This is a genomic window from Butyrivibrio sp. VCD2006 (assembly GCF_000423925.1).
Lineage (GTDB): Bacteria > Bacillota > Clostridia > Lachnospirales > Lachnospiraceae > Butyrivibrio.
In genome coordinates this window covers 23,922-48,980 of sequence record NZ_KE384111.1, presented here as the reverse complement: position 1 = coordinate 48,980, position 25,059 = coordinate 23,922, and the positions used below count along the sequence as shown (strand labels likewise).

At 41.5% G+C, this 25,059-nt stretch carries 34 protein-coding genes and 1 pseudogene; 31 read left to right on the top strand and 4 right to left on the bottom strand.

Going from position 1 to position 25,059, the window contains the following annotated elements; genetic code table 11:
• Positions 1-331: 331 nt before the first annotated feature.
• The 14 genes from G586_RS0120985 to G586_RS0120915 all read left to right on the top strand — a co-directional run bounded on the left by G586_RS0120985 (position 332) and on the right by G586_RS0120915 (position 10,560).
• Positions 332-1,060, top strand: coding sequence for an AAA family ATPase (locus tag G586_RS0120985; protein ID WP_242832081.1), 729 nt, complete (start codon positions 332-334; stop codon positions 1,058-1,060).
• A 106-nt stretch (positions 1,061-1,166) separates the two neighbouring features.
• Positions 1,167-1,928 (top strand): YwaF family protein, encoded by a 762-nt coding sequence (locus G586_RS0120980; protein WP_026529269.1) that lies wholly within the window; start codon positions 1,167-1,169, stop codon positions 1,926-1,928.
• 1 nt (position 1,929) lies between these two features.
• Positions 1,930-2,847 carry a hypothetical protein gene (locus G586_RS0120975; protein WP_026529268.1) on the top strand — a complete coding sequence of 306 codons (918 nt, stop codon included), beginning with the start codon at positions 1,930-1,932 and terminating at the stop codon, positions 2,845-2,847.
• A gap of 77 nt (positions 2,848-2,924) precedes the next feature.
• Positions 2,925-3,335 (top strand): peptide deformylase, encoded by a 411-nt coding sequence (locus G586_RS0120970; RefSeq protein ID WP_026529267.1) that lies wholly within the window; start codon positions 2,925-2,927, stop codon positions 3,333-3,335.
• Entirely contained in the window at positions 3,332-3,634 is a 303-nt protein-coding gene (locus tag G586_RS0120965; RefSeq protein WP_242832080.1) for a DUF3685 domain-containing protein, read from the top strand. Before G586_RS0120970 ends, G586_RS0120965 begins: the two co-directional genes overlap by 4 nt.
• Positions 3,635-3,673: 39 nt before the next feature.
• Complete coding sequence (locus G586_RS0120960) at positions 3,674-4,228, top strand: NUDIX hydrolase (protein WP_026529265.1); 555 nt, start codon at positions 3,674-3,676, stop codon at positions 4,226-4,228.
• A gap of 73 nt (positions 4,229-4,301) precedes the next feature.
• A complete protein-coding gene (locus G586_RS25915; protein ID WP_081674514.1) occupies positions 4,302-5,195 on the top strand; it encodes an NUDIX domain-containing protein in 894 nt (297 codons plus the stop codon).
• 254 nt (positions 5,196-5,449) lie between these two features.
• Positions 5,450-5,764: a PspC domain-containing protein gene (locus G586_RS27445; RefSeq protein WP_081674513.1), complete on the top strand. Its 315-nt coding sequence runs from the start codon at positions 5,450-5,452 to the stop codon at positions 5,762-5,764.
• A gap of 51 nt (positions 5,765-5,815) precedes the next feature.
• Positions 5,816-6,064: a hypothetical protein gene (locus tag G586_RS0120940; RefSeq protein WP_026529264.1), complete on the top strand. Its 249-nt coding sequence runs from the start codon at positions 5,816-5,818 to the stop codon at positions 6,062-6,064.
• 15 nt (positions 6,065-6,079) lie between these two features.
• Positions 6,080-6,469, top strand: a complete 390-nt coding sequence (locus G586_RS24345; protein WP_051204995.1) for a DUF4342 domain-containing protein — start codon at positions 6,080-6,082, stop codon at positions 6,467-6,469.
• A 321-nt stretch (positions 6,470-6,790) separates the two neighbouring features.
• Positions 6,791-7,192, top strand: a complete 402-nt coding sequence (locus tag G586_RS0120930) for a (deoxy)nucleoside triphosphate pyrophosphohydrolase (protein WP_026529263.1) — start codon at positions 6,791-6,793, stop codon at positions 7,190-7,192.
• Between the two features lie 9 nt (positions 7,193-7,201).
• Positions 7,202-8,572 carry a macro domain-containing protein gene (locus G586_RS27180; RefSeq protein ID WP_026529262.1) on the top strand — a complete coding sequence of 457 codons (1,371 nt, stop codon included), beginning with the start codon at positions 7,202-7,204 and terminating at the stop codon, positions 8,570-8,572.
• A 50-nt stretch (positions 8,573-8,622) separates the two neighbouring features.
• Entirely contained in the window at positions 8,623-9,372 is a 750-nt protein-coding gene (locus G586_RS0120920) for a vWA domain-containing protein (protein WP_330363309.1), read from the top strand.
• Between the two features lie 114 nt (positions 9,373-9,486).
• The gene (locus G586_RS0120915; RefSeq protein WP_035773877.1) at positions 9,487-10,560 is read left to right on the top strand and encodes a DNA/RNA non-specific endonuclease; all 1,074 of its coding nucleotides are present in this window, start codon (positions 9,487-9,489) and stop codon (positions 10,558-10,560) included.
• A 54-nt stretch (positions 10,561-10,614) separates the two neighbouring features.
• On the opposite strand, the gene G586_RS26480 is transcribed toward G586_RS0120915, so the two are convergent.
• The gene (locus G586_RS26480) at positions 10,615-10,779 is read right to left on the bottom strand and encodes a hypothetical protein (protein ID WP_155834330.1); all 165 of its coding nucleotides are present in this window, start codon (positions 10,777-10,779) and stop codon (positions 10,615-10,617) included.
• 248 nt (positions 10,780-11,027) lie between these two features.
• On the opposite strand from G586_RS26480, the pseudogene G586_RS27600 reads away from it, so the two are divergent.
• Together G586_RS27600 and G586_RS27595 are read left to right on the top strand one after the other, a co-directional pair.
• A pseudogene (locus tag G586_RS27600) lies at positions 11,028-11,294 on the top strand (DUF4298 domain-containing protein); the annotation flags it as partial.
• Positions 11,295-11,321: 27 nt separating this feature from the next.
• Entirely contained in the window at positions 11,322-11,627 is a 306-nt protein-coding gene (locus G586_RS27595) for a Dabb family protein (protein WP_026529259.1), read from the top strand.
• A gap of 217 nt (positions 11,628-11,844) precedes the next feature.
• On the opposite strand, the gene G586_RS0120900 is transcribed toward G586_RS27595, so the two are convergent.
• On the bottom strand, positions 11,845-13,473 hold the full coding sequence (locus tag G586_RS0120900; RefSeq protein ID WP_026529258.1) for an IS1182 family transposase: 1,629 nt from the start codon (positions 13,471-13,473) through the stop codon (positions 11,845-11,847).
• Between the two features lie 636 nt (positions 13,474-14,109).
• Between G586_RS0120900 and G586_RS27435 the strand changes: the two genes are divergently transcribed.
• The 11 genes from G586_RS27435 to G586_RS26470 all read left to right on the top strand — a co-directional run bounded on the left by G586_RS27435 (position 14,110) and on the right by G586_RS26470 (position 19,756).
• On the top strand, positions 14,110-15,225 hold the full coding sequence (locus G586_RS27435) for an AlkZ-related protein (RefSeq protein ID WP_330363307.1): 1,116 nt from the start codon (positions 14,110-14,112) through the stop codon (positions 15,223-15,225).
• A 77-nt stretch (positions 15,226-15,302) separates the two neighbouring features.
• A complete protein-coding gene (locus tag G586_RS0120890; protein WP_026529257.1) occupies positions 15,303-15,536 on the top strand; it encodes a hypothetical protein in 234 nt (77 codons plus the stop codon).
• Positions 15,533-15,874 (top strand): arsenate reductase family protein, encoded by a 342-nt coding sequence (locus G586_RS0120885; protein ID WP_026529256.1) that lies wholly within the window; start codon positions 15,533-15,535, stop codon positions 15,872-15,874. Before G586_RS0120890 ends, G586_RS0120885 begins: the two co-directional genes overlap by 4 nt.
• 99 nt (positions 15,875-15,973) lie before the next feature.
• Entirely contained in the window at positions 15,974-16,486 is a 513-nt protein-coding gene (gene thpR / locus G586_RS0120880) for an RNA 2',3'-cyclic phosphodiesterase (protein WP_026529255.1), read from the top strand.
• 92 nt (positions 16,487-16,578) lie between these two features.
• Complete coding sequence (locus G586_RS0120875; protein WP_026529254.1) at positions 16,579-16,833, top strand: hypothetical protein; 255 nt, start codon at positions 16,579-16,581, stop codon at positions 16,831-16,833.
• Positions 16,834-16,857: 24 nt separating this feature from the next.
• On the top strand, positions 16,858-17,712 hold the full coding sequence (locus tag G586_RS25480; RefSeq protein WP_051204994.1) for a macro domain-containing protein: 855 nt from the start codon (positions 16,858-16,860) through the stop codon (positions 17,710-17,712).
• Positions 17,713-18,064: 352 nt separating this feature from the next.
• Entirely contained in the window at positions 18,065-18,322 is a 258-nt protein-coding gene (locus G586_RS0120865; protein WP_026529253.1) for a hypothetical protein, read from the top strand.
• A gap of 50 nt (positions 18,323-18,372) precedes the next feature.
• On the top strand, positions 18,373-18,684 hold the full coding sequence (locus G586_RS0120860) for a hypothetical protein (RefSeq protein WP_026529252.1): 312 nt from the start codon (positions 18,373-18,375) through the stop codon (positions 18,682-18,684).
• Positions 18,685-18,879: 195 nt separating this feature from the next.
• Positions 18,880-19,035: a hypothetical protein gene (locus tag G586_RS26475; RefSeq protein WP_155834328.1), complete on the top strand. Its 156-nt coding sequence runs from the start codon at positions 18,880-18,882 to the stop codon at positions 19,033-19,035.
• A gap of 304 nt (positions 19,036-19,339) precedes the next feature.
• Complete coding sequence (locus G586_RS0120850; protein ID WP_155834326.1) at positions 19,340-19,561, top strand: hypothetical protein; 222 nt, start codon at positions 19,340-19,342, stop codon at positions 19,559-19,561.
• A 39-nt stretch (positions 19,562-19,600) separates the two neighbouring features.
• Entirely contained in the window at positions 19,601-19,756 is a 156-nt protein-coding gene (locus G586_RS26470; protein WP_155834324.1) for a hypothetical protein, read from the top strand.
• A gap of 281 nt (positions 19,757-20,037) precedes the next feature.
• Here the strand turns inward: G586_RS26470 and G586_RS0120840 are convergent, their stop codons facing one another.
• Complete coding sequence (locus tag G586_RS0120840) at positions 20,038-20,337, bottom strand: hypothetical protein (RefSeq protein ID WP_026529250.1); 300 nt, start codon at positions 20,335-20,337, stop codon at positions 20,038-20,040.
• A 183-nt stretch (positions 20,338-20,520) separates the two neighbouring features.
• Positions 20,521-21,309 carry a hypothetical protein gene (locus tag G586_RS0120835; protein WP_026529249.1) on the bottom strand — a complete coding sequence of 263 codons (789 nt, stop codon included), beginning with the start codon at positions 21,307-21,309 and terminating at the stop codon, positions 20,521-20,523.
• Between the two features lie 241 nt (positions 21,310-21,550).
• Here G586_RS0120835 and G586_RS27170 point away from each other — a divergent pair, with 241 nt between their 5' ends.
• From G586_RS27170 to G586_RS0120810, 4 genes are all read left to right on the top strand, one after another.
• Positions 21,551-22,660: an SHOCT domain-containing protein gene (locus tag G586_RS27170; RefSeq protein WP_242832079.1), complete on the top strand. Its 1,110-nt coding sequence runs from the start codon at positions 21,551-21,553 to the stop codon at positions 22,658-22,660.
• A gap of 890 nt (positions 22,661-23,550) precedes the next feature.
• Positions 23,551-23,769, top strand: coding sequence for a hypothetical protein (locus G586_RS0120825; RefSeq protein ID WP_026529247.1), 219 nt, complete (start codon positions 23,551-23,553; stop codon positions 23,767-23,769).
• 186 nt (positions 23,770-23,955) lie between these two features.
• Positions 23,956-24,468, top strand: coding sequence for a SprT-like domain-containing protein (locus tag G586_RS25470; protein WP_051204993.1), 513 nt, complete (start codon positions 23,956-23,958; stop codon positions 24,466-24,468).
• A gap of 46 nt (positions 24,469-24,514) precedes the next feature.
• The gene (locus G586_RS0120810) at positions 24,515-25,027 is read left to right on the top strand and encodes an O-acetyl-ADP-ribose deacetylase (RefSeq protein ID WP_026529246.1); all 513 of its coding nucleotides are present in this window, start codon (positions 24,515-24,517) and stop codon (positions 25,025-25,027) included.
• Positions 25,028-25,059 lie beyond the last annotated feature (32 nt).

Sequence of the window (25,059 nt, the reverse complement as noted above, 5' to 3'; positions counted from 1 at the left end):
AATGATTGATTTTCATAGGCATATGTGATTCCGGATCTTTTGTCAGTCTGATATACAATTCCCATAGTTTGCCTCCTTTATCTTTATGTGTATAGCATAACACATAAAGATGTTTATTGCAATAAAAATGCCCAAAAAGTCAGATTTTTTCTGGCTTTCTTGGCATTATGAAATGTTCAAAATCTCTTTATGTGAAGGACACCATATCTGGGAAAGTGTGAATAGTAACTTAGAAAAATATGCTGTGGTTTATATGGGACACTTCAAGGTGCATAATGTATATGTCGGGTCAGGTTAAGGATTAATGGTATGTTGTTTTGGAGGAAGGGATTTGTTAGAGGACGGAATAAGCTTGCCTATACAGGCGGTGAGCATTAACTGGGATGATATAGATGAATGTAGCTACCTTCGTGGAATTGAAGCTATAAATGGGTTGGATTATCTGGAATTTCACAAGAACATAACAATCTTTGTTGGAGAAAACGGAAGCGGAAAGTCAACCATGCTTGAGGCTATAGCGGTGAATTATGGTTTTAATCCGGAAGGGGGCACGAAGAATTATAATTTTTCAACTTATGATTCACATTCAGAATTGTGTAATGCAATTAGACTTTCACGAGGATTTAACAAGCCTGGATGGGGATATTTTTTGAGGGCAGAGAGCTTTTACAATGTGGCATCGGCAGAGGAAGAGTACAGTATGCTCGGTGGTGTGCCGCAACATTTTCACCAGCGATCACATGGGGAGAGCTTTTTACAGCTGGCTCAGAGTAATTTTAAGAGTCACGGTTTGTATCTTTTGGACGAGCCGGAGGCAGCATTGTCACCGCAGAGACAGCTTACTCTTTTGCTGGAGATTGTGAACTGTGCAAAAGAAGATGCTCAGTTTATTATGGTTACACACTCGCCGATTCTTTTGGGAATTCCAGGTGCTGAGATCTTAAGCTTTGATGATGGACAGATTCATCCTGTTGAGTATGAGGAAACTGATAGTTATCAGATTACCAAGATGTTTATTGAGAATAAGGAGCAGCTTCTTAAGCGGCTTTTGGATGATTGAGATTTTTTGGTTATAAGGAGGTAAATTATGGTTGGACCTTTTGATGACTTTGACTTCTGACGGGGATAGCTTGGAGGATTAGTGGGCAAACGAGGAGATTCAGGGGATGGAGTATTTCTGGAGGCAGCAGGATGATATACCACAGGGGATGGGCTATCCGTTGTTTGGAGCAGCACATCTATTAAGTGTGGCTATAACCTTGGCCCTTACGATATTTTTGCTGGTTGCTATTTGCAGATGTGAAGATAAAAGGAGGAGACAGATTCAGAAGAAAATTCCGGTTGTGATGGTCATTATGGAGATTTTCAAGGATCTGTTTCTTGTATCTGTACACAGATTTGGAATAGGATATCTTCCGCTCCATATTTGTAGCATTGGTATATTTGTTTTTCTGCTGCGGGAATATCTGCCGTGTAAAAATGCGAAGAATGTTCTGGGAGAGATAGCATTCATCATAATTATGCCTGCGTCAATGGCGGCTTTGCTGTTCGCGGACTGGACTATTTACTATCCGGTTTGGAATTTCATGAACATCTATAGTTATGCATGGCACGGGCTGCTTTTGCTATATCCTATGCTTATCAGAAGCTGCAACGAGATATCACCATCAATAAAGCACATCCAGTACAATCTGATTTTCCTGATGATACTGGTTCCACCGGTTTATATATTTGATAAAAAATATGGCTGTAACTATTTCTTCCTAAACTGGCCTGTGCCGGGAAGTCCGCTCTCATGGCTTGAATCATTCATGGGGAATCCGGGATATCTTATTGGATATGCGGCACTGACTGTTATGGTGATTCTGCTAATGTACTTTTTGATTTGGGTGTTTGGGAAAATCTGCCGGGGAACTGCGGAGGATTAGAATGCAAGCAGAGAAGTTAAGAAAAACAATTATCATAGTTGTACTAATTGTGGCTTATGCAGGTCTGATTTTTGCGCTTAAAACTAAGGAAAGACTGGATGCCGAGAGGCGGGATAATGAGCTTGATGCGGCCAGGAATGAACATAAGGCAATGGTTGAGGATCCGGAATTTTACAAGGATTCCGGTAACGCGAATGTAAAATCTGTAGAAGCGAAGTGCTATTACAATGATGGTGATTGGTCCAGCTATATTTATAAACAGAATAATGAAGTGCATTTGATAGTGTATCTTGATGATGCGATTGATGACATGGATGAGTTTAAAAAGTGTGAGATGTTTGTTTCTATTTCGGAAGAATATATTTCAAGGCTTCAGAATGCATACAATCACAGCAGATATGTGGAATTTTTCAATAATAACAAAATTGGATACAGCATGGATTATAAGGGCACGGAGGTTGAGATAGAGCATTTTTGCACACTCGAGTATTTCACCTTTAAAACAGAGAATAGAACCTATTCTTTTGATTACAAGCATAGGACGGATGGAAGGTATTTACTCACAGATAAGAATACAGCAGATAATACGGCTGAGCTTTATGTGTTCTTCTACTATGGTGAAAAGGTAAAGGATTTTGAGAAAGAGAGTGATCTGAAGGCAAGAATTCAGGTATCGAAGAAGAATACCTCCACAAAGAAAAGCGCATCGTCCGAATCTAATACGACTAAGAGTTATAGTTCCGGCAAGTCAAAAACGAAAAAGAGTAAGACCTATGATCCCTATAATGTCCATGATTACAAATCAGCTCAGGATTTTGCGGATGATAAGTATGAGGAATTCTACGATTACGAAGATGACTTTGATGATGAAGATGAGGCATATGATGCAGCTGAGGATTACTGGAATGAGCATAATTAATCTCATGTTAAAACCATACATTTGAAGAATTATCAGTTTTCTGATATGGTCAAAGGAAAAATGTAAGAGGGAAGCATATGGTTAAGAAGATTGTCAGAGATCAGTTCTTTTTACAACAAAAGTCAGAGCCGGCAACAGAGGCTGACAAGCAGGTTGTAGAGGATCTTTTGGATACATTAAGAGCTAATCAGGATAGGTGTGTGGGCATGGCAGCCAACATGATTGGGGTAAAGAAGCAGATCATTGTTGTTGCCATGGGGCCGTTCATTTTTCCTATGATAAATCCGGTGATTACAAAGAAGACTGGGGAGTATCAGACGGAGGAGAGTTGTCTTTCTTTGGATGGAGTGAGACCCTGCACCAGGTACAAAGAGATCGAGGTCGATTACTTAGATCAGGACTTTAAGCCTAAGCATGGGAAATACAGTGATTTCACGGCTCAGATAATCCAGCATGAAATCGACCACTTTCAAGGAGTGCTGATATGATGACAGATAATCGGATGGAATGGGCCAGAAAGCGCGATGAATTGGTGGCTGCATTAAAGCAGCTGGGATTTCCCGAGGAGCTTGGCGAGCAGGTTGCAAAGCAGCTTGGAAGCCCCAAGGCTATGGACAGGATGCTGGCATATCTTTATAACGTAAAGCCTCGATCCGCGGAATTGGTTGTGGATGAGATGCTGGCTATTTGCAGCGATATTGAAGCCTGGCATAACAAGAAAGCTGCTGAGGCGGCCAATGCCAGGTACAATGAAATGCTCTATTATGGACTTGGCGGAGAGGAATGAGGAAAGTAATTAAAACAGTATTAGACTGAGGGGGATAAAATGGAGTTCTTTGATATTACAGATGAAAATGGAATACCTACAGGGGAAACAGTCAGTAGGAGCGAGGCTCATGATAAGGGCATCTCGCACAGAACGGCCCATATTTGGATTGTAAGAAAAAAGGGAGATTCATATCAGGTACTGCTTCAGAAGCGCAGCGCTGAGAAGGAGTCTTTTCCTTCAATGTATGACACATCTTCTGCCGGTCATATCCAGGCGGGCGATGATCCGTTAGAGTCAGCCCAGAGGGAATTGTTTGAGGAGCTTGGAATAAGAACTAATGAGGGTGATCTTACTTTTGCCGGGAAGTTTCATATAAAATACGAGATGGAATTCCACGGAAAGATGTTCAGGGACAATGAGGTTGCTTTTGTATATGCTTATGAGAAGCCTGTGGATGAGACTAAGCTTGTTTTGCAGACTGAGGAAGTGGAAGAAGTGAAATGGTTTGATATTGAGGAGGTCCGTGAGGGTTGCAAGCACCGCGATGGCACTTTCTGTGTACCGACGGAAGGGCTTGAGACCATCATGAAATATTTGGACAACAAAGAGTGAGGAGCTTATTAACGTTGAAATGGCTGCTAAAGAATAATTATTTGCTGCGCCATTTTAATTCAGGAGGGAACTGATGAGTGAGTTGTGGGATGTTTATACTATAGACAGGCGATTAACCGGTAAGACCTGTGTGCGTGGGGAGCAAGGTAATCTGTTAGACGACGAATTCCATCTATGGGTTATGGTTTGGATAAAGAATCCGGAGAACGGAAAATATCTGATATCGCAGAGAGTTGCAGATAAAGAAGTAGATCCTTTGAAATGGGAAACAGTAGCAGGGCATTCAATAGCAGGTGATTCAAGTCTTGATGCAGCCCTGCGAGAAGTATATGAGGAAGTAGGCATCGAACTGGAGCCTGAGTCAGCAACAATTCTGGCGACAAAAGTAGCCACCACATTTGACGGGCAGCGCCATAACTGGATTCGCGATTCATTTTATTTTGAAACAACGAAGGAGCCGGATCTTAGCAAAGCAACAACTAAGGAAGTCCTGCAAACAAAATGGCTCACTTTTGATGAAATAAGAAAGATGTATGAACGCGGTGAATGCTGCCTTAACATGGGTGATCTTTACGGATTTGAATTAAATCCGGTGCCACGGGACAGATACCAGGATATTATCGGGCAGGTGGTCAGAGGGAAAATAGACCGCCCCATGGGAACTTACCACTCTCAATATAAGAATCTTTATTATCCCGTCAACTATGGTTATGTTGATGGAGTCACAGGTGGTGATGGGGAAGAACAGGACATATATCTTTTGGGCGAGACAACGCCTGTGGAAGAATTTCTGGGAAAAGTTATCGCTGTTTATCACAGGTATGATGATGACGAGACAAAGTGGATTGTAATCCCCTGTGATGCAGAAGGAACTGTTCGGAGCGATATCAAGATTCCGAATAAAGATGAAATATATGCCCAGATCGCTTTTCAGGAACAATTTTTTAGTGGAGTTTTGGTGTTTTAGCCAAAAAAGAAAGTGTAAAACAGGTCTTTATCAGTGTATTGGATGGTCTGTTATTGCATTTATGGTAGTTTTGTTTATGGGAAAATTCCTAATGATAATTCTTATTTAAAGGAAAAATTTCCTGAATGAAAATTTTTTGAAGACATTTCATTTTTGCACTCGTTATATAAACAGATGGTGCTTATAGAAGGCGATGTGCAGACCACTTGGCCATCAATCGGCCGGGTGGAGTTTTAAGGAGAAGGGAAGTTGTTATGAACGGAAAAAGATTATACAAGAGCGCAGATAAAAAGGTTTGTGGTGTTTGCGGAGGCATAGCTGAATATTTTGGCATAGATACAACGATTGTCAGACTTATTTACGTGCTTCTCATCATGTTTGCAGGAGTAGGCATTCTTCCATATATTATTGCAGCAATCATTATGGATGATGCTCCTGAAAATGATCCCGGATACAGGCGCATCGAAGAAAACAGTTACTCGGCAGGAACTACTAATGTATCAGATGAGCCGGTAGGCTTTAATCCCGGTTCTGATGACAACGATGAAATCAAAGGTTTCAAAATCTGATTTTCATCATTCCCTAATGAACTTTATTTGGGGGTTCAGGAGGAAAATAGTATGAATAAAAAATTGAAAAGATATGCCGGTGTTGGAGCAATTTTCTTAGGCGTGCTCCTTACATGGGAAGCGGCCGCAGAGGTAAATATAATGTTTATGGTCGAAAGTATTGGTCTAACTATTACCGGCATGTGTTATGCACTTCCTGTAGCGGATGCCATTAAGCACCTGATTGTTGAAGCAGAAAAGACAAAAGCAAAGCGGAAACAATCGAAAACTGTAGTAGCTATTGTAGCAAAACAAGTATAACAATAGGAGGTCACTATGAATATCACACTTGAAGCAATTGAAAAGGTAATGGATCAGGCAGGAGTTACATATGCAGTAGCAAAGGAAACTCTCGAGAAGACAAACGGCGATGCTGATGAGGCTATAAAGCTCCTTCAGCCCAAGTCATGTGAGCTTGAGGACGATGTTAAGAAGCTTATTGATAAGCTTAAGAAGGTCGTTGAGGATGGTAATGTTGACAGGATCCAGGTTAAGAAGGGCGATGAGATTGTTTTAAGCGTTCCTGTAAATGTTGGCATTATCGGTGGAGTTCTTGGACTCGCAGCTGCACCCTGGGCACTTATCGCAGGATCTGTAGCAGCATTCGGACTTGGCTGCAAGCTGATTGTAGTAAAGAAGGACGGCTCTACTGACGAAGTGAAGTAAAAACTGAATATCATACAAGATACCGGCCCCGAGGATTTTAATTCTCGGGGCTTTTTATCTGCTGCTTTGAGGTGAAGCTTGCGTGCCGGATTACATTAAATAAGTTGGCTCATGATGGATTGCGTTTTATAATAGAAATGCAGTACAAATTTCGCCAATATATTATTTTTGTGCGACAATTTGCATGGTTTTCATCAAGAGGGGGTACATATGGATATTAGCTATCTGCTTATGTTACAGGAGTTTAGAAACGGCGTAGGCTCTGTTTTCACGAGTTTCTTTTCTTAAACGTTCGGAAATACATGCAGTAAGGAATCAGGTATGAAAATTGTTAACGTAGTCGCAGCCATTATTTGCGATGATTACGATAGGAAAACAAAGATATTCGCTACCCAGCGCGGATATGGGGATTATAAGGATGGCTGGGAGTTTCCGGGAGGAAAGATTGAAGAGGGAGAGACGCCAGAGCAGGCTCTTGTTCGTGAGATAAGGGAAGAACTCGGCGCTGAGATCTTGGTGCACGATCTGATCGATGTAATTGATTATGATTATGAGACTTTTCATCTTCATATGAATTGCTACTGGGCAACTGTAGCTGATGGAAAGCTTCAGCTTTTGGAGCATGAAGCTGCCAAGTGGCTTGAGGTTAACGATCTTAGGAGTGTGGACTGGCTCCCTGCGGATTTAGCATTACTTCCAAAAATTGCTGCAGAAATGAACTAGGGGAAAACAATGCCATTTTCAATAATCAGAAACGATATTACAAAAGTTAAAGCAGATGCCATCGTTGATACGGCGAATCCTGATGTGGCTATCGGGGATGGCGTTGATGCTGCTATATATAAAGCTGCCGGCGAGGAAAAGCTCCTGGCTGCCAGAAGGGAGATCGGAGTTCTTGAGCCCGGTGAAGTGGGAATTACGCCCGCTTTTGACCTTGATGCCAAATTCATCATCCACTCGAGCGGTCCCTGGTGGGAAGGCGGCGATTACGGTGAAGAGAGGCTTCTTAGGCAGTGCTATGACAGGTCCCTTGAACTGGCAGCTGGAAATGGCTGTGAGTCTATTGCATTTCCGCTTCTTGCGACGGGGACTTATGGATTTCCGAAGGAACTGGGAATCCAGATAGCGATTGATGCGTTCACATCTTTCCTTGAAGATCACGAGATGGAGATCACTCTGGTCGTATTCGGCGGATATGCCTATCATGTGTCAGGCAAGCTTTTTGACGATGTAAAAAGCTTCATCGATGATGAGTATGTGAGTGGGGCTTTGGAGGATGAGTACAGGCATGATGGCGTTCCTATGAATGCCATGATGCAAAGCCCCTATGCAGCGCCTTTTGAAGAAGAGGAAGAGTGTAAGGCTTCGGATGTATGCGATGAAGAGTTTGAGGGCTCTGATATTTGCGATGAAGAATTAGGCTATTTTGAGAAAGATACGGATTTCATCTATAACGACCCTAAGATTGGAATGCCTGCGCCGGATGCAATAACGACGCAGGGCGGTCCCAGTAAGAAGTCTGTAAGTAGACGTAACTTTCTTAAAGATGCTATAGAAGCGATGACGCCTGCAAAGAAGGGCAGGGCCAAAGAAGCTTCTATGAAAGCTGACATTTCTGTGCAGCAAAAAGAGGCTATGGAATGTCCCGCTTCCGTGCAGAAAAAAGAGACTGTGGAATGTGCCATTATTATGCACCCTAAAGAGCCCATGTTTGGCGCCGCTGAAAAGACGCAGTCCCTGGATGATGCCCTTAAGGAGATGTATACAGATTCCTTTGAGAAGCATCTGCAACAGCTTATCAACAAGAAGGGGCTTAAGAATTCACAGATTTACTCTGCAGCCAATATTTCCAAGCAGTATTTTTCAAAGCTATTAAAAGGCCAGGTCAAGCCTTCCAAGGAAAAGGTGCTTTCTCTTGCGGTGGGGCTTAGATTAAACCTGGATGAAACGGTGGATTTCCTGAGGCTTGCGGGATATGCTTTATCTCCGATTTCGCAAACGGACGTTGTGGTCAAATATTTCATTACTCACAAGGACTACAACGTTATGAAAATCGATGTAACGCTCTTTGATTACGGACTTGATCCGCTCTCAAAAGGATAAAAAGAATGGTCGCCTGCGGGTTGACCATTTTTATTTGCCTCCGTAGTAACATGACATTATCAGATAGAGCTCCGGAGCCGGAAGAAAACAATGATTATTACGATGGAGGTAATGAGATGAGCAGAGGTTATACAGAGATTGTTTATATATTGGACAGAAGCGGATCAATGGGCGGACTTGAGCTGGATACAATAGGCGGTTTCAATTCCATGATAAAAAAGCAGCGCGAGACAGGCGAAAAGGCATACGTATCAACAATCCTTTTTGATGATGTGACAGAGGTCCTTCACGACAGAGTCGATATCAGAGAGGTTAAGGATATCACACCAAAAGAGTACTATGTGAGAGGCTGCACGGCGCTTCTGGATGCGGTTGGCGGAGCGATAAGGCACACTGTGAATGTTCACAAGCATGCTCCTAAGGACGAAAGACCCGAGAAAACTATTTTCGTAATAACTACTGACGGAATGGAAAACGCCAGCAGCAGATACTCATACGGACAGATCAGGAAGATGATCCAGCATGAGCAGAAGAAGTATGGATGGCAGTTTATTTTCATAGGCGCGAACATCGACTCCTATGCGGAGGCACAGCGTTTTGGTATTAAAAAAGGAAGAGCAGTCAACTACATGCATGATTCAATGGGAACCGAGAAGCTTTACGCAGGTGTTTCCAAGGCGGTCTGCTCGGTTATGATGGCGGGAAGTGCCATGGATGCTGAGGCTGAGCTTGATTCAGGATGCTGGGAAGAGGATATCCGCAGGGACTATGAGGCAAGAAGTTGCGCACCCAGGAGGTAAGAAAATATATCCTCCTATCTTGCTAAATGAGGACTATATTTACACCGATAATTGATATATCTTGTATATAGAGAAACTACACCATTTTCGCAAAAAAGGATAAGGAGACCGGTTATGAGGAACGTATTTTTTTCCAAAACAATGTGCGCTGTAACTCTTGTAACGGCCTTACTATGTTCGAATTTTCTTGGTACATGCGCCGCAGGCGGTGGGAAAACAGCGGACTCTACAATCCCTGAGTACAGCGGCAGTCCTGCAATCACGATAAATGACAATAAGCCTGAGTTTACGAAAAGTGAGATAACGAAGGTGTCCTTTGAGAGCTATGGCGAGCTCGATGATCTTGGTAGATGCACCCCGGCCATGGCAAGCATCGGCAAGGATCTGATGCCAACAAAGGATCGCGAGTCCATAAGCATGGTAAGACCCACAGGCTGGGAACAAGAGAAATATCCGGGACTTGTAGATTCAGACCCTCCGTATCTGTACAATAGATGCCACATGATCGGATTTCAGCTGACCGGCGAGAATGCTAACGAACAGAACCTGATTACCGGCACCAGATACATGAATGTTGAAGGCATGCTGCCCTATGAAAACGAGGTTGCGGATTATATCAGAAGCAGCGGGAATCATGTGATGTACAGGGTCACTCCCGTGTTCGATGGCAATAACCTCCTCTGTGATGGTGTGAAAATCGAAGCATTGTCCGTCGAGGACAACGGCAAGGGAGTCAGCTTTAACGTGTTCTGCTACAATGTGCAGCCCGGAGTGATTATCGATTACTCTGATGGTTCTAATAAATTGGATCGGAGTTATAAGGCGGGGCAAACTAAAATTGTTGATCAGGATAAGAAGGCAGATCAGGATGAGAAGGCGGATCAGTCTAAGAATATAGAAAAGAAGGCAGATTCTGATAATGGAAGCCAGAGTGGAAAAACCAGTTTTACGCTAGAGGAATTTACTTCATCAGGTAGTGTTGATAATTCGGAAAACGTCTCAAGATCCGTTTCTGAGACTGAGAAGACTTATTCATATATTGGTAATCGTAATTCCCATGTATTTCACAATCCTGATTGTGACAGCGTGAAGGAAATGAAGGATAAGAATAAGGTTTATTTCGAGGACGCCACGAGGGATGAAGTAATGGATAAGGGATACAGGCCTTGCCAGAGATGTAATCCATAAATAAAAAATATAAAAGCCGTGTCAGAATCTTCCGGTAGCTTTTTTATATATTGATTACCAAACGAAAGTTACTGCGTTAGCAACGTCCTTGGTTATAGTGTTATCTTTTACAAGCTTGCTAAGCCAATTCTCAAGGTTGTCAACCTTGTGGTTTGTCTGGATAAAGTGAATGCTCTTGCCTTCTACATCATTTGAAAGAAACAGTTCGTACATATACATAAGAGAAACCTCCATTTAATCATCTTATTTTTTGTTTCATTCGTATTGGCCATTTGAATGTTCTTTTTCGCTTACACATGATATATCGATGGGTGGGTCGGATTACTTTAGGGCATTTTTAAATGTTTTTTAATATCTTTTTCTGATGACTTTTGTGAAAAATTGTATCATTTTCGGCTATAATCTTAGTTAGTGTTTCAGATAGAAAATGACGCAGAAAATTGAATGTATGACAAGGTGCTATCGGGATGAATAAGGTAGATATTGCTGTAAATCGCATCACTGAGATGGAGTCCATCTTGGATGAAGCTTTGAGAAGAATGGAAAAAGCTGAGGAATGTCCGGGAGATCTCTTGGATTATCAATCTGAGATCAAGAAACTTGATGATTATTACTCCGGACAGGATTGGAAGGATGATTTTTCATTGGATGAAGAGGGACTGTTGCCCAGGGATTTGAAGCGCGGAGTGCTTTCTGAAGATGGAATTTACAATGCACTTGAACATAATAAGGAATTGATGGAAAGGATAGGGAAAAAGAGAATGGTTAAGCATGTGATTTTATGGACACTAAAGGACGAGCTTTCTAGCGAAGAGAAAGTAACAATCAAGCAGGGGATCAAGGAAGGGCTTGAAGGCTTAAAGGGAAAGGTTCCCGGAATTGTCGATATCAAGGTAAATATCGATGGCCTTGCATCTTCAAATGCGGATCTTATGCTGGATTCGACTTTTGAGAATGAGGATGCTCTTAAGGCTTACGCTGCTCATCCTGAGCACGTAGCGGTAGCCGATTCCAAGGTGAGACCCTATACCAAAATCAGGAGCTGCCTGGATTACGAAGTTGAGTGATTTGATGGCCATACACATTTTGATCTAAGAAAATTAAGACACTTTAAAGGGGCTGTCGCTTTAGATGATTAAATCATCTGGGCGAAGCCCTTTTTCCATACCATGAATTGTGGATTTGATGAATGGATATCTTTCCTGTTGTCAAAAATAGTGTACTTTAATAAGCCGATGTACTAATCGGGGCAACGTTGACTTTTCTATTTTGAAGTATCAAAAATTATGAGGCTTTTTTCAATTCAAACAGGTGTGTTCCTGTTCGCTCAGCAGCAATCTTATGATGTAGTTTATTTATATCATAGCCGATTGCCAGAAGTATGCTCTGTGCAAGAACATTTTCTTTTCCACGATACAGATATCTTCTGAAATTCATGTCTTCTTTCACGTTTGCGAATGATCCTTCCGCCTGAATACTACGGTTCATTCTTAGCTGAGTTCCGTAATCGCTGGTTATTCGTTCAAGACATTCTGCTCGTTTTTCTTCCATTTTTCTAGAAACGGAAAGTCTCTTGTTTCTATCTTCAAACGCTGTCTTGCAGTTATTTCCTTTAATGCAGTCTTTCTTGTAAGGACAGCTATCACAACTATTACACTCGTATATAGTTACTTCCCGCTGATATCCCGTTGCTGTTTTCTGTGTTCTTTTGGATACTGCAGTGAGTTGTTTACCGTTTCTACATATGTAGCTGTCTGATTCGGGATCGTAGTCCATGTTTTCGCGTCTGCTAATGTCATGCCGGAACTTTCTTGTTTTCGAAAGCTCATAATTCTGAGGCTTGATGTAGGCAGTTTGCTCATTTGATTCGATAAATATATAATTCTCTTCACTTTCATAGCCTGCATCAGCAACGATATTTTTATACTTGAATGTAAGATGTTCCTCCATGTCTTTAAGGAACGGGATCAGCGTAATGGTATCTGTTGGAGCCGGGAATACATCCAGCCATGTGACATACTCTGAATCCACTCCATGTTGCAGGTTATATGCTGGCTTAAGCTGGCCGTTGAGCATAGCATCTTCCTTCATCCTCATGAATGTTGCATCTGTATCAGTCTTTGAATAACTGTTTCTGGTGCCGCATACATAAAGTTTATAGTTGTATTCTTTGAGCTTTTCTATGTGTTCTTCAAGTTTTTCTATTGAACGCTGGAGCGGAGTCTTTCTTTTTCCAATACCATGCACGAACTCAATCCCTTCATCATCCTTGAGTTTACAAAGCTTCTTCCTAAGCCGTTTCAATGTATGTAATGAGATTTGGTTGTTATAGACTACTTTTATCCCATAGAGTTCTTCACATTCGGCACAGAAAACACATATCTTTTCAGTCAGCTTTATCATGTTTTTTGATACAGCTTTCTTCCATACAAAGGTATACTTGTTGGCTACTGACTCTATCTTGGTTCCGTCAATGAAGATGTTTTCGCCTGAAATCTCACCAAGTTCCAGCAGTATGATTCCTACCTGTGCCATGATCTGCTTGGCACACTGTGAGAGATGAATTGATATAAATCTTGCGATGGTGGAATGGTCAGGAGCAGGCGCTCCGTCCAGAAGGTACATGAAATTGATGTCTCTCTTGCATGCAGACTCAATATCACGACTAGAATAGATTCTGTTCATTGCTGCATAGATGACAATCTTAAGCATCTGACGCGGTGTAGCCTGATTCTTTCTGGTTCTGTCATAAGTCCCATATAGATCAGAAAGATTCATTTCCTCCACAAATGCACTTACCAGGCGTACCGGATCATCGGATGGGATAGAAATCTCTATGTCGAGCGGAAGTTTGATTTGATGATACAAGGAAGAAACGGTATAATCTCCTTGTAAGATTTTGTTTAATCGCATAAACATATTTTACAGCAAATGCCGGGCTTTTCGAAGCTCGGTTTTTGTGTTTTGCAGACATTTCATAGACAGCCTAGCCTCAAGGTGTCCGTTTGAAAATGCGCAGTTCTCGGACGAGGATGATGATTTTCAAGATGAAGAAATGAAGAGAGCTCGACTGCTACGAACACCGCTGAGAGGAGAGCTCTCTTCATTTATGAATCTTAGAAAATCACACCGCAGACGAACACAAGCATTTTCAAATGGATACCTTGGGGCTGGGCGTAAGGAAAGGCTGCCACACTAATTAGTGCGACAGCCCCTTTAAAATAATGTCATCCTTTCGCGTGGAGATAACTCCTTTGCAGTGGACGATTTGTTTATGTGATATCTTCGGGTGAAGCATCGCCGCCCTGAATATCGTTCCCCTCAACTGAACCGCAGGCTTTATTCCTTGGCTCCGGTAAAGCATCGCTACCTTCGCTGGAATGTTATCCTTCAGACCTTAGGCTCCACCTTGGTAAAGCATCGCTACCGTGGCTGCCCTTGTCTTATGTTCTGAGTTAATCATACTCTTACAAATATCACAGAAGTATCACACACGAATTCTTTTAGCACGGAAAAAAATATATTAAAATATTAGTGGAGGAAAAAAGTATGGGAAATGAGAGTGGAACCTGGATAATGTATGGTGTGGACTGGGATGATCCGGAGTGCCTGCATACAGTTCAGGATGCAATTAACTACATAAATGAGGTGGGATTTTTGCCACTTTTTAAAAATGATATTCCGGGATTTTCACTGGAGGAACGTACTGTTCCGGGCTACTGGTGGTGCGGGGATCCGGAGGTTGATCCCTGGGAGTGGAGAGAGATAATCGCCAGAAGCGGAGAAGTTGCTTATGGTAAGTTCTTTGAAAAAAAGGCCGGTTTTATCTCAAAGGAATGGCTCCCGTATTTCGCTAATTTCAGGCGAGATGGCTATGATTTCGATGCTCTTTGGGATGATGAGATGGCATCCATAAAACAGAAAAAGATAATGGATCTGTTTGAAGCAGAGGATGAGCTATTTTCCAACGAAGTTAAGCAAAGAGCAGGTTTTGGGAAAGGCGGCGAGAAGGGCTTTGACGGCGTAGTCACTGAGCTGCAGGCTAAGACATATCTATGCGTGAAGGATTTCAGGCAGAGGAAAAACAAAAAAGGCGAGTTCTACGGCTGGCCCATCGCGGTGTACGCAAAGCCTGAAAATCTCTGGGGTTACGACTATGTCACATCAAGGTATAGCGAGTCACCTGAGGAATCAGGCAGGGCTATCGCAGAGCACATGAAGGAGATTTACCCGGTTGCGACCAAAACGCAGATTTCCAGGTTGATAGCGGGTGCCGGTTCGAGCGTAAGAAATAAGAAGACCCGCGCTCCAAAGGAATGGATTATCCCGGCTAATCCCAAGTACTATGATATTGTGCACGCTTTTGATAATGCCGAAGAGATAGACTGGAAGCAGGGAGCGGGAATAATGACCGGCGATACGGTTTTCATGTATGTTGGCGCACCAGTGTCGGCGGTGATGTATAAGTGCAGAGTTGTTGAGACGGACATTCCGTATGATTATTCGGATAAAAATCTGACCATCAAGGCGCTCATGAAAATTCGCCTGGAAAAAAGATATAGTGAGGATAAATTCACTTTTCAGGTTTTAAAAGATAAGTACGGAATCACTGCGATCAGAGGGCCGAGAGGGATAACCGACAGCCTTAGTGAAGCTTTGAAATAATGAAAATTTATGAATAATTAGCGTGAAATCCATTTACGATGCAGAGTCGGTGATGGTAGTTCGTAAGAGGAATGATGATGAAATCGATTTTAATTAAGGATACAACAAAGGAAGAAAGGGAGCAGATCGTCGCTGAATCCATCGGGAATATCAGCGGTTCCTGTGACGGATGCATGGGAGGCCTCGCTGATATGTATCAGCCATACATTGACGGCCTCAAGGAAATCAGAGAGATAAACATGGAATTCAGGGCACATTATGAATCGGGAATTGAGGGCCCTGAGAAGGCGGATTGCGGGTACAAACTATGAATATACAGATTTTTGGTACGAAGAAGTGTAATGATACAAAGAAAGCTGAGCGTTTTTTCAAGGAGAGAGGCATCAAGTTTCAGTTCGTCGATTTGAAGGAAAAGGGCATGAGCAAAGGGGAGCTGACTTCTGTCGCAAGTGCCAACGGCGGAATAATGAACATGATTAACCCGGACGCAAAGGACAAGGATGCCGTGGCGCTTATCCAGTACATTGCGGATGAGGACAAGCTCGAGAAGCTCCTTGAAAATCAGCAGATATTAAAGACCCCGGTGGTAAGGAATGGAAAGCAGTCCACACTGGGCTATCAGCCGGATGTTTGGAAGAAGTGGGAGTAAGGGTTGGAGCTCTGCCTGATGCAGGGAAAAGGCGTGAGTATGAGTTGAAGCCCTGCCTGAGGGTACGAAATTTGGAGCCTATAGTAAGGAGGATTTTGTATGCGTTTATTCATTGCTATCACTCTGGATGAAAACATGACAGATGCCCTTATTGAAATGCAGGATGACCTCATGAGATCCGGCATCAAAGGTGGCTACACCAGGCCTGAGAACCTGCACATGACCCTGGCGTTTCTTGGCGAAAATGATGAACCTGAGAAGATTGAGGAAATTATGCGTGATGTTCCGCTAAGATCCTTCTCAATTAAGGTGTCGGGTACAAGGCGTTTCAAGGATATGGTTTTTGCAAATGTCCTCGATAATCCTGATCTCCATGATTACGTGAAGCGTCTGAGGAAGGCACTTTCAGACAATGATATCGATTTTGACAGAAAGAAATTCATGTCCCACATCACCCTAGTCAGAAGAGCAACCGGCAGCAGGGACTTCCCGATTCAGACTGACGCAGAGATTGAGGAAACCATGCGCGTAAAAGGCATTTCACTAATGAAATCCGAGCGCGGCAAGCATGGCATGATCTACACTGAGATCGGGTACGTGAGGGCTTTCTAATGAGAGGACCTTTTAATTGAGGACATTCTAATGAGAGGGCGTTCTAATGTGAGGGTGGTCTAATAAATACAGAAAAAAGGAAATAAATGATAATGACTGAGAATAATAAGACACAAATAAAAATACTGTTCTTTTTCAGAATATGCTTGTGGATCACAGCTGTAGTGTCGACCATCTACTGGATCACCTACTCCATGAAGCTGCACGCAAACGGCATCTATGCCCCTGAAGAGTATTCACCACTGATGAGACCCGTCTTGTATACCTGTGTGGGAATTGCTGTTGCGGCGATATGCGTAAGTTTTGTGCTACATGCTATTTCGGAGAGGATAAAGAAGAGGGATTAAATTATTCAAATATGAAGGGGTAATATGGCAAAAATAGAAGTGATAAATGCGGACATATTGAAATTGCCGGAAATAGCAGAAGTCGAAGCGGTTATCAATTCGACCAATGCATCTAAGCCAGGTGCTGCCGGACTGGATTATCAGATTCATAAAAAGGCAGGAAAACAGCTTATGGTGGAATTGAAGAAAATGGGAATCGAATCAAAGAAGCCAGGGGATGTTTTTATTACGAGTGCGCCAAATCTTAAATATACTTACATTATCCACACGCTTGTTCCTGAATGGACAAGCGAAGAAGAAAGCAGATTAGCGCTTAAACAGTGTTATATAAGCATACTTGATGCTGCAATAAAAAAGAATATCAAGAGCATTGCCTTTTTAGCACTTGGGGTTGGCCATTTGGGAGTACCAAAGGTTGAAGGTACGGAAGTAGCTATAGAGGCAGTTACTGAGTATCTTGAAAATCATGATTCGATAGAAACAGTATGGTTTGTATTATCGGATAATGATGTTGCTAAGATCTATTTCAAGATTTTGAAGGATAAAAATATCCCATATGACACATTGCAAAAAGAATTGCTTAAGTCATTGGATGAGAGCAGAGATGATTTAAAATCTCAAGGAGTTTCAGAGGATGCAATTAAGGCTTTTGAGGATGCTCTTAAGAATGACGACAATATAGATTTAAAGAACGAGAAGATATATAAACTGTTGGAAAATGTGAAAGCATTTGGTGCAAAAGGAATAAAAGAAATTGGAGCGTTTTTAAAGGATAATCCTGAGCTAATTGATTTGGCTTTATCTTTGATTCTAAAGAAAATAAAAATATCAGAGAAGGATAGGAAGATTATTATTGAAGCTATATTAAAGAGGCTGTAAGAAGGATGGATAATACTGAAATATTAGGCATACATTTACAACATACTCTAAGTAAATATTTAAAACTAACAGTTAGAAAAATAGTAAAGCATATCTATCTTTGTAAGAAGTTATCCTCACCATTTTGGTGAGGATATTTTATTCTGTAGATTGTTAAAATAATAGAACAAGGTTAATGATTACGAGGCGTAACTAAGTAGTAATTTGGAGACTATATCAAGATAATTAAATTAAGAAAAATATTATAAAAAGAAGGGATTGAAGAGAAAAAACATAATTTGATAATAAAATTTTTATTGTTATTACGACAGTACAAAATCGTAATTATGATACAATTATTAATGTGCATCAAATGTCATGTAAGGAGGAGTTAATTAACCAGTATATACAACATCAAGAAGAAGTTGATGATGAGTTAAAAGAAAGATTGAATCTATTTAGGGAGAATCTACAAGAAAGTATAGAGGTTTTTGATGGCCTTATTAGCGATGCATTTAGCTCTGACATTTCAAAGAGATTGATGGCATCAGTAAGTGTTAGTAGAAATGCTGGGGTTGATGAAGCTGAGATACTTGATTCTGTAGAAAAGATAGATGATTTTTTCATGTGATTCAGTCTGATTAAATGAGGCAATAATAGAGAATAAAGGAGGATTCAGCTATGATCAAAATTTACGGAATGCCTACGTGTCCATATTGTGACTACATTCATGATCAGATTATAGGCCGTGAGGGAGAATTTGAGTATATAAACATAGGTGAGAATATTCGTAACATGAGTGCTTTTACCAGGTTACGGGATACTAACCCCGTATTTGATCATAGTAAGGAAATAGGTGACGTTGGAATCCCTGCTTTTGTCCTAGAGGATGGCAGTATAACGTTAGACCCTGCAGTTGTTGGTTTGGTTGAATATGGCACTGCCGGAGCATGTTCTATCGCTGATCATAAAAATGGAAAAAAGGGGTGTTGATGATTTGCAAGATCCGCATCTCGTAGATTATGGAAAGTTAATACAAATTTACACTTTATAGAGACAAATCAGTGCAAAACAGACTGTTATGAGTGCATCATACGGTCTGTTTTTTATTGCATGGTATATATACTATCAGAAACAGATAACTTACCACGTGGCAAAACAAATAATCTTATGAGAGGAGGATCCATTATGAGATTTCACGATGTACAGGATTTAACAAAAACTATTAAGAGCGAACAGAAAAATGCAACATATAACAGAAGGCATGATGCGTTCCTCGACAGACTTTCAGTATTCAACTATAACAAGAGAATGACAGTATTCGGTGCTACCTTTATCTTTTAATTAGTTCCGAAATAGATGTTTGGAATTTTAGGCGTCAGAATCTTTTAGTTGAAGATTCTGGCGCTTCTGTTTCGTTATCTATAATAGAGGAATACAAATAGCTATTTTGCGTTCTTTGGCATACATAATAACGTGTAATTTGGATATCATAGTCTTATAAGAAGCATCTCAAAACCGCATAAACAGTGGTGTGTAGACATTTGTTGGACAGAGAGTGATAAAACTGTGATAAAAGTATTGATATTATAACTTCATCAAGAAGATAACAACGAAACAAAACATAGATTTGAGCGAGGTATTGAAAATGAAAAAGGGGAACATGATGGTAAAGAGAATAGCTATGGTAATTGCAGCAGTTGCAGTTGTTGCAGGCGCAGGTATCAGCGGACATATGACAGCAGAAGCAGCAAAGACTCAGATGATGGAGATCAGTTGCCCTCACTGCCACGAGATAACATCAATTGATGTTATGCAGGATGATGCAGAATGCGCACACTGCTTTGAGAATATTCACATTGATGGCTGATAGTCAGATAGATTATATAAGATAAGGGGGCAAATGATTATGCGTAAGATTTTTGAGAGCTTTATGGAAGAATTTGGTTTTATAGATGCATCTGCTACATACAGAAAGCCTTTTGGAAGACTTGATGATGCAGATTATTGCAGAATTGAGGCTGAGCTTATCAGATTTGCAGATAATCTTGCTGTAGCTAGATAAATAAAAACGATAGATAAAATAATTAAGCCGCAGTATTTGGTTTGGGATTCTAGACCAATGCTGCGGCATAATTTTTTATAGAAAAACTATTATTTCACATACAGTGCTTTGATACAGGCATTATTGGTTTCATATCCAAATTGATTCCAGGTGTTTTCTTCGCTCATATCAAGCCATTTGCCGTCAATCAGTACGAAGGATTGACCGCTTTTAATTGTGATGTCTGTGTAATACCAGGTGTCAAGTTCAATGGAAGTTCCTTCAACAGGAGCGCCTTCCGGTTAAGAAATAGCGATGGCATATTCGTCGACTTCCATTGGCTGGTCCAGCTCGAACACATAATATCCGGCATGGTCAGCATGGTAAACCTGGGAATATAGGCATTCGCTAAGATCAGGTGTCATGATCTGTATTGTGAGATCTGCATCATCAGTTGGAGAATAGGTTCCAACTGCCGCAAGCGTTCCATTTTCACAGAAGACATTGGCAGTTGTAGTTACATCTCCTGTTCGGACCGGTTCTGTAAACCACTTGCCACAGTCATAGGATAAAACCTTCGAATAACCATCAGTTATTGACATGAAAAGAGGCGTATCGTAGAGCTGATCGAAGGGTGTGTCATATGAAACATAATAATATCCCAGGGGATGACTGCTGTTGTAGGCAATCCAGGCACCGTCCCTGGACGCTTCCTCACGGTAATATTCTTTGGGAAAAGAATCATCCCAGCCAAGAATTGCAATTGAATGGTCAAAGTCACCATCTTATGGTGTGGGACAATTCAAAGTGTAATAATTATCATATGTTCCCTTCTTGTTGGAAGGATCAGGAATTCCGATATAGAGGGCGCCATATTTGCGTATCCCTTCTTTGACCGCATCAATGGTCCAGTTTCTAGCATCAATTGCACCATCAAGTACAAATCCATCACCAAATCCATTGGCCAGTTCATTTATGACAAAAAGACCTTCTCCGCCAACAGATTTTTTGTTAGCTCCATTGACTGTAAAAATCCCTTCTTCCTTATCGTCGCTGTAAATTTCGTTTAGAAGATCAATCTGATCCAGAACTACGACCCCATCATGATCGAGTTGATAAGAGGTCATCATTGAACAGGCTGAAGCATAGACCCAGCATGTGCCATCAAGCTGCGCTGTCAGTTCGAATTCCACACCATCATCTAAAAGATTGTAATATCCATCCTTTCCATGGTTATATTCGTGTTCAGTGGAGTGATGCTTTATGAGACTATTGTTTTCTGCGGAGGCCTTCGGGGTAGGTTCGAGAGAGATGTCTTCTGAGGCTATTGGGTCTGCCGGGGTAGATTCAGGAGAAGTATCTTCAGAAGCTACTGGCTCTGCTGTGGCAGACTCAGTAGATGTATCTCCAGAAGCTACTTGCCCTGTCGGGGCAGGCTCAGGAGAAGTATCTTCAGAAGTTACTGGTTCCGAAGAGGCTGGATCAGGTATAGATTCATTTCCACATCCTGCTAGCAGGACGATTATTATACCTAGCGATACTATGAACTTTCCCCAATTCTTGTTGCTTTTCATGCCGATTCCTCCTTGTAGTACTAAAAATGATTATAAATTATCCGAAAAGAAATTACTATAATTCATATGAAAGTTGGCGAAAAGACGTTTTATATTTGGGGCAAAGTATTACTAAATTTGGTTCCTGAAAATTTCGTTTGATTTTATAGAATATGACTTTTTCAAACCATATAATAGTAATGGAGCATCTGTGGGCTCCATTTTTAAAAAGAAATATTATGTTCTTGCCAAGGAGGCTGCTATGAGAAAATTCTACACGTTAATGATGCTTCTACTTTGTGCAACTGTTTTGTCAGGGTGCATGAGATTCACTACAACTGTAAAGGTCAAGAGTAATGGAAAGGTTGATATTTCCATGCTTTATGCAATAAGCAAAGGCCTTGCGGAAATGGGTGATGAGGATATTAACATGACACTTCCGGAGGAAGAAGTTACCGAGATGGAAGACAATGGTTGGACTTGTAAGGAATATTATCAAGAGGACTATGTGGGATATGAGATGGTTAAGGAGAATGTGGACCTTAATGATCTTGCCAATGAATTTGGTGATTCGGATAGAGAGGCTGCAATTAACCCTGATCAGCTGAAGGTTCAGAGAAATGGCTTTACGTACATAATCGATTGGAAGATGTTCGAAGATGAGCAGCAGGAACAGCTATCTGAGTATAAGAACTATTTCAGCATGGCAGGCGGATATATGGAATTTGTGTTGGAGCTCCCTTTTAAGGCATCAAATAGTAATGCGACCTATGTTTCTGATGATGGAAAGACTTTGAAGTGGGATCTTCTGTCGATGCCAAAAGAGGGTATGCATGTAGAGTTTAGTCTGTTGAATATACCGCTAGTTATCGGATGCATAGTTGGTTGTGCTGTTATGGTTGCGATAATCGTAGTAGTTATAGCTGTCATGGCAAATAAAAAGAAGAAAGAAGCATATGCCTGGCAACCGATTGAATATCCAGGGATGCCACAGGCGGGGACTCTGGGAATGCCTCAGACGGGGGAATCAGGAATGTCTCAGGCTGGGAATCCGGGAATGCCTCAGACGGGGGATTCAGGGATGTCTCAGGCTGGGAACCCGGGAATGCCACAAGCGGGGAACTTCGGAATGTCACAGGTGGGACAGGATGCATCTATGAATAGGCAACCTGCATCACAATCGCCTATTATTCAGCCAGAGAATGCAGTCGAGCAGCCACAGAATACAGTTGTGCAACCAGAAAATTTAGTTAATCAGCAGCAAAATCTTTCGGTAGCGGATGAGATAATGAAACTCAAGAATCTGATGGAGTCGGGAGTTATTACGGCGGAGGAGTTTGAAGTACAGAAAAAGAAGCTTCTTGGGGAATAACGGCGAAAGAATATTACCACAGCGGCTTTCATCTATTATTTAGGGAAATTACTGTTTTCATAGATACACTATGTCAGTTCAATGCTACACGTCTTTTGTAGAATTACGATATATGTCGTGTATCAATACTCATCATCATGGCATTAGAATAGGTCAAGACTACACGGCTTTTTATCTATTTAAGGCATATGCCGTGTAGCAATACTCATAATTATCTCATCAGAATAGGCCAATGCTACACGGCTTTTTATCGATTAAAGGCATATGCCGTGTAGCAATACTGATCATCATCTCATCAGAATAGTCCAAGACTACACGACATTTTATAGATTTGAGCCATATGACGTGTACTACTCTCATTCAGCATAGATCAGAATGGGCGTAGATTACACGTCTTTTATGGATTTAAGCTTTATGACGTGCTATGCTTCTAAATCGCCTTGATTACTTGCTTTTATATTGATTCACACATTGTAACAAGTAGGAATTCCGTCAAAATTAAGTATAAAACCAGTTTAATTACTTGCCTTTATATTGATTCACACATTGTAGCAAGTAGGAATCTCATCAAAACTAAGCATAAAAGCAGATTAATTTACTTGCCTTTATATTGATTAACACTTTTTAACAAGTAGTAACCCCATTAAAACCAGCATAAAAACCAGTTTGTCATACTTGTCTTTATACAGGCTGTTGCCTTTTGACAAGTAACATTACCCACAATAAGTTTCTCTATCCATCTATTCCCTCTCATCAGTGAGGCGCTTTACTATACTTCCTCCAAAAGGTTAAGCCGGAAAATAGGAAAACCAGCCGCTATAAAGCATTTATATCATTTTGTAGTATAATATTTCTGTTGGGATAACATTCATTGTTGGAGGAGGTACAAAATGGCAGACATAGCTGGAATCTTAAAACAAATCAATGGTAACAAAGAGTTAATGGCACAGATTGCCAAGGCAGATCCTGCACAGGCGAAGGAACTTTTCAAGAAAGCGAATATTGATGTTGAAGAGTCAGATATCAAGAAGGTACAGGCTGCTGTAGCAGATGGCAAGCTTGATCTTAATGATATAAAAGATCTTGCAGGCGGACTGTTTAAGAAATAAGTACTAACGGGGCGGTGCGAATGTGTACCGCTCTTATTTTTCAGGAGGTACTATTGACGATGTAGATCAGAAGGAAGGCATTGCTTTGAGAGATGGGCGATGCTTGGAGAGCGGCACTTGGTGCTTTGAAGTTGATCCGACAGCAGAGCTTTATGCTTCGGAATTGATCCGTCAATAGAGTGTAATATGAAGGATTTTGAAAGACTAAGGCAGGAATGTTTATCTGAGATTGCTGCCCTTGGAATTAAGACAGGAACAGTTAGGGAATGGGTCATAAATACCCGTGCGCGGAGCAGATGGGGACAGTGCAGGCTGGAACCGGATGGGACGTATACAATACAGATTGCGGAGAGTCTTCTGACGGATGATCGCATATCTGAAAAGGCTTGCAAGGAGACGATTATCCACGAACTTCTCCATACCTGCAAAGGCTGTATGAAGCATCAGGGCAGGTGGAAAGCAAACGCTGTGATGATGAACTGCAGATACGGATATAATATTAAGCGTGTTACAAGCGGCAAGGAGAAGGGCGTTGAGAACTATAAACCGGAGCGTATGACAGTTAAATATGTCTTTACCTGCGGAGGATGCGGGGCGACTATTTACAGGAAACGAGACAGTAAATTCACGAAGTATTACAGACGCTATGGGTGTACCAGGTGCGGAGCAACAGATTGGCGAAAGAAAACGGTTAACTAGAGTCAGACGGAGTGAGTATCCAGTAAATTCGGAGAGGTGGTGCAGAGTGAGTTCAATTAAGTATCATGCAGGAGATATTACAAAACTTGCCGTGGATGCAATAGTTAATGCGGCTAATTCGAGTCTTTTGGGCGGAGGAGGTGTGGACGGCGCTATTCACAGAGCTGCAGGTCCGGGGCTCTTAGATGAGTGCAGAACTCTTGGCGGCTGCAGGACAGGTGAGGCCAAGATCACGGGAGGCTACAATCTTCTCGCGAAGCATGTTATTCACACAGTTGGACCGATATACAGCGGAAGCGCGTCGGATCCTCAGGATCTTAGGAATTGCTACTGGAACAGCCTTGAAGTTGCAAAGGAAAATGACCTTCATAGTATTGCTTTTCCGGGAATATCCACCGGTGTGTATGGCTATCCCAAGAAGGATGCAGCGAAGGTTGCGCTAAAAACGGTGAAGGAGTGGTTTGAAGCTAATCCCGAGTACGAGATTGAGATTACGATAGTGAATTTTTCTGAAGAAGATTATCTGATCTACCAGAGGATAGCCGCAGAGATGGAATGAAAATAGAATTGAACTATCAGCGGATAGCCGCA

Excerpts from the sequence above, each read along its gene's own strand:
- G586_RS0120980 (WP_026529269.1), top strand. The coding sequence starts at position 1,167 with ATGGAGTATTTCTGGAGGCAGCAGGATGATATACCACAGGGGATGGGC.
- G586_RS0120975 (WP_026529268.1), top strand. The coding sequence starts at position 1,930 with ATGCAAGCAGAGAAGTTAAGAAAAACAATTATCATAGTTGTACTAATT.
- G586_RS0120970 (WP_026529267.1), top strand. The coding sequence starts at position 2,925 with ATGGTTAAGAAGATTGTCAGAGATCAGTTCTTTTTACAACAAAAGTCA.
- G586_RS0120965 (WP_242832080.1), top strand. The coding sequence starts at position 3,332 with ATGATGACAGATAATCGGATGGAATGGGCCAGAAAGCGCGATGAATTG.
- G586_RS0120960 (WP_026529265.1), top strand. The coding sequence starts at position 3,674 with ATGGAGTTCTTTGATATTACAGATGAAAATGGAATACCTACAGGGGAA.
- G586_RS25915 (WP_081674514.1), top strand. The coding sequence starts at position 4,302 with ATGAGTGAGTTGTGGGATGTTTATACTATAGACAGGCGATTAACCGGT.
- G586_RS27445 (WP_081674513.1), top strand. The coding sequence starts at position 5,450 with ATGAACGGAAAAAGATTATACAAGAGCGCAGATAAAAAGGTTTGTGGT.
- G586_RS0120940 (WP_026529264.1), top strand. The coding sequence starts at position 5,816 with ATGAATAAAAAATTGAAAAGATATGCCGGTGTTGGAGCAATTTTCTTA.
- G586_RS24345 (WP_051204995.1), top strand. The coding sequence starts at position 6,080 with ATGAATATCACACTTGAAGCAATTGAAAAGGTAATGGATCAGGCAGGA.
- G586_RS0120930 (WP_026529263.1), top strand. The coding sequence starts at position 6,791 with ATGAAAATTGTTAACGTAGTCGCAGCCATTATTTGCGATGATTACGAT.
- G586_RS27180 (WP_026529262.1), top strand. The coding sequence starts at position 7,202 with ATGCCATTTTCAATAATCAGAAACGATATTACAAAAGTTAAAGCAGAT.
- G586_RS0120920 (WP_330363309.1), top strand. The coding sequence starts at position 8,623 with ATGACATTATCAGATAGAGCTCCGGAGCCGGAAGAAAACAATGATTAT.
- G586_RS0120915 (WP_035773877.1), top strand. The coding sequence starts at position 9,487 with ATGAGGAACGTATTTTTTTCCAAAACAATGTGCGCTGTAACTCTTGTA.
- G586_RS26480 (WP_155834330.1), bottom strand. The coding sequence starts at position 10,779 with ATGTATATGTACGAACTGTTTCTTTCAAATGATGTAGAAGGCAAGAGC.
- G586_RS27595 (WP_026529259.1), top strand. The coding sequence starts at position 11,322 with ATGGTTAAGCATGTGATTTTATGGACACTAAAGGACGAGCTTTCTAGC.
- G586_RS0120900 (WP_026529258.1), bottom strand. The coding sequence starts at position 13,473 with ATGCGATTAAACAAAATCTTACAAGGAGATTATACCGTTTCTTCCTTG.
- G586_RS27435 (WP_330363307.1), top strand. The coding sequence starts at position 14,110 with ATGGGAAATGAGAGTGGAACCTGGATAATGTATGGTGTGGACTGGGAT.
- G586_RS0120890 (WP_026529257.1), top strand. The coding sequence starts at position 15,303 with ATGAAATCGATTTTAATTAAGGATACAACAAAGGAAGAAAGGGAGCAG.
- G586_RS0120885 (WP_026529256.1), top strand. The coding sequence starts at position 15,533 with ATGAATATACAGATTTTTGGTACGAAGAAGTGTAATGATACAAAGAAA.
- thpR (WP_026529255.1), top strand. The coding sequence starts at position 15,974 with ATGCGTTTATTCATTGCTATCACTCTGGATGAAAACATGACAGATGCC.
- G586_RS0120875 (WP_026529254.1), top strand. The coding sequence starts at position 16,579 with ATGACTGAGAATAATAAGACACAAATAAAAATACTGTTCTTTTTCAGA.
- G586_RS25480 (WP_051204994.1), top strand. The coding sequence starts at position 16,858 with ATGGCAAAAATAGAAGTGATAAATGCGGACATATTGAAATTGCCGGAA.
- G586_RS0120865 (WP_026529253.1), top strand. The coding sequence starts at position 18,065 with ATGTCATGTAAGGAGGAGTTAATTAACCAGTATATACAACATCAAGAA.
- G586_RS0120860 (WP_026529252.1), top strand. The coding sequence starts at position 18,373 with ATGATCAAAATTTACGGAATGCCTACGTGTCCATATTGTGACTACATT.
- G586_RS26475 (WP_155834328.1), top strand. The coding sequence starts at position 18,880 with ATGAGATTTCACGATGTACAGGATTTAACAAAAACTATTAAGAGCGAA.
- G586_RS0120850 (WP_155834326.1), top strand. The coding sequence starts at position 19,340 with ATGAAAAAGGGGAACATGATGGTAAAGAGAATAGCTATGGTAATTGCA.
- G586_RS26470 (WP_155834324.1), top strand. The coding sequence starts at position 19,601 with ATGCGTAAGATTTTTGAGAGCTTTATGGAAGAATTTGGTTTTATAGAT.
- G586_RS0120840 (WP_026529250.1), bottom strand. The coding sequence starts at position 20,337 with ATGTCAATAACTGATGGTTATTCGAAGGTTTTATCCTATGACTGTGGC.
- G586_RS0120835 (WP_026529249.1), bottom strand. The coding sequence starts at position 21,309 with ATGAAAAGCAACAAGAATTGGGGAAAGTTCATAGTATCGCTAGGTATA.
- G586_RS27170 (WP_242832079.1), top strand. The coding sequence starts at position 21,551 with ATGAGAAAATTCTACACGTTAATGATGCTTCTACTTTGTGCAACTGTT.
- G586_RS0120825 (WP_026529247.1), top strand. The coding sequence starts at position 23,551 with ATGGCAGACATAGCTGGAATCTTAAAACAAATCAATGGTAACAAAGAG.
- G586_RS25470 (WP_051204993.1), top strand. The coding sequence starts at position 23,956 with ATGAAGGATTTTGAAAGACTAAGGCAGGAATGTTTATCTGAGATTGCT.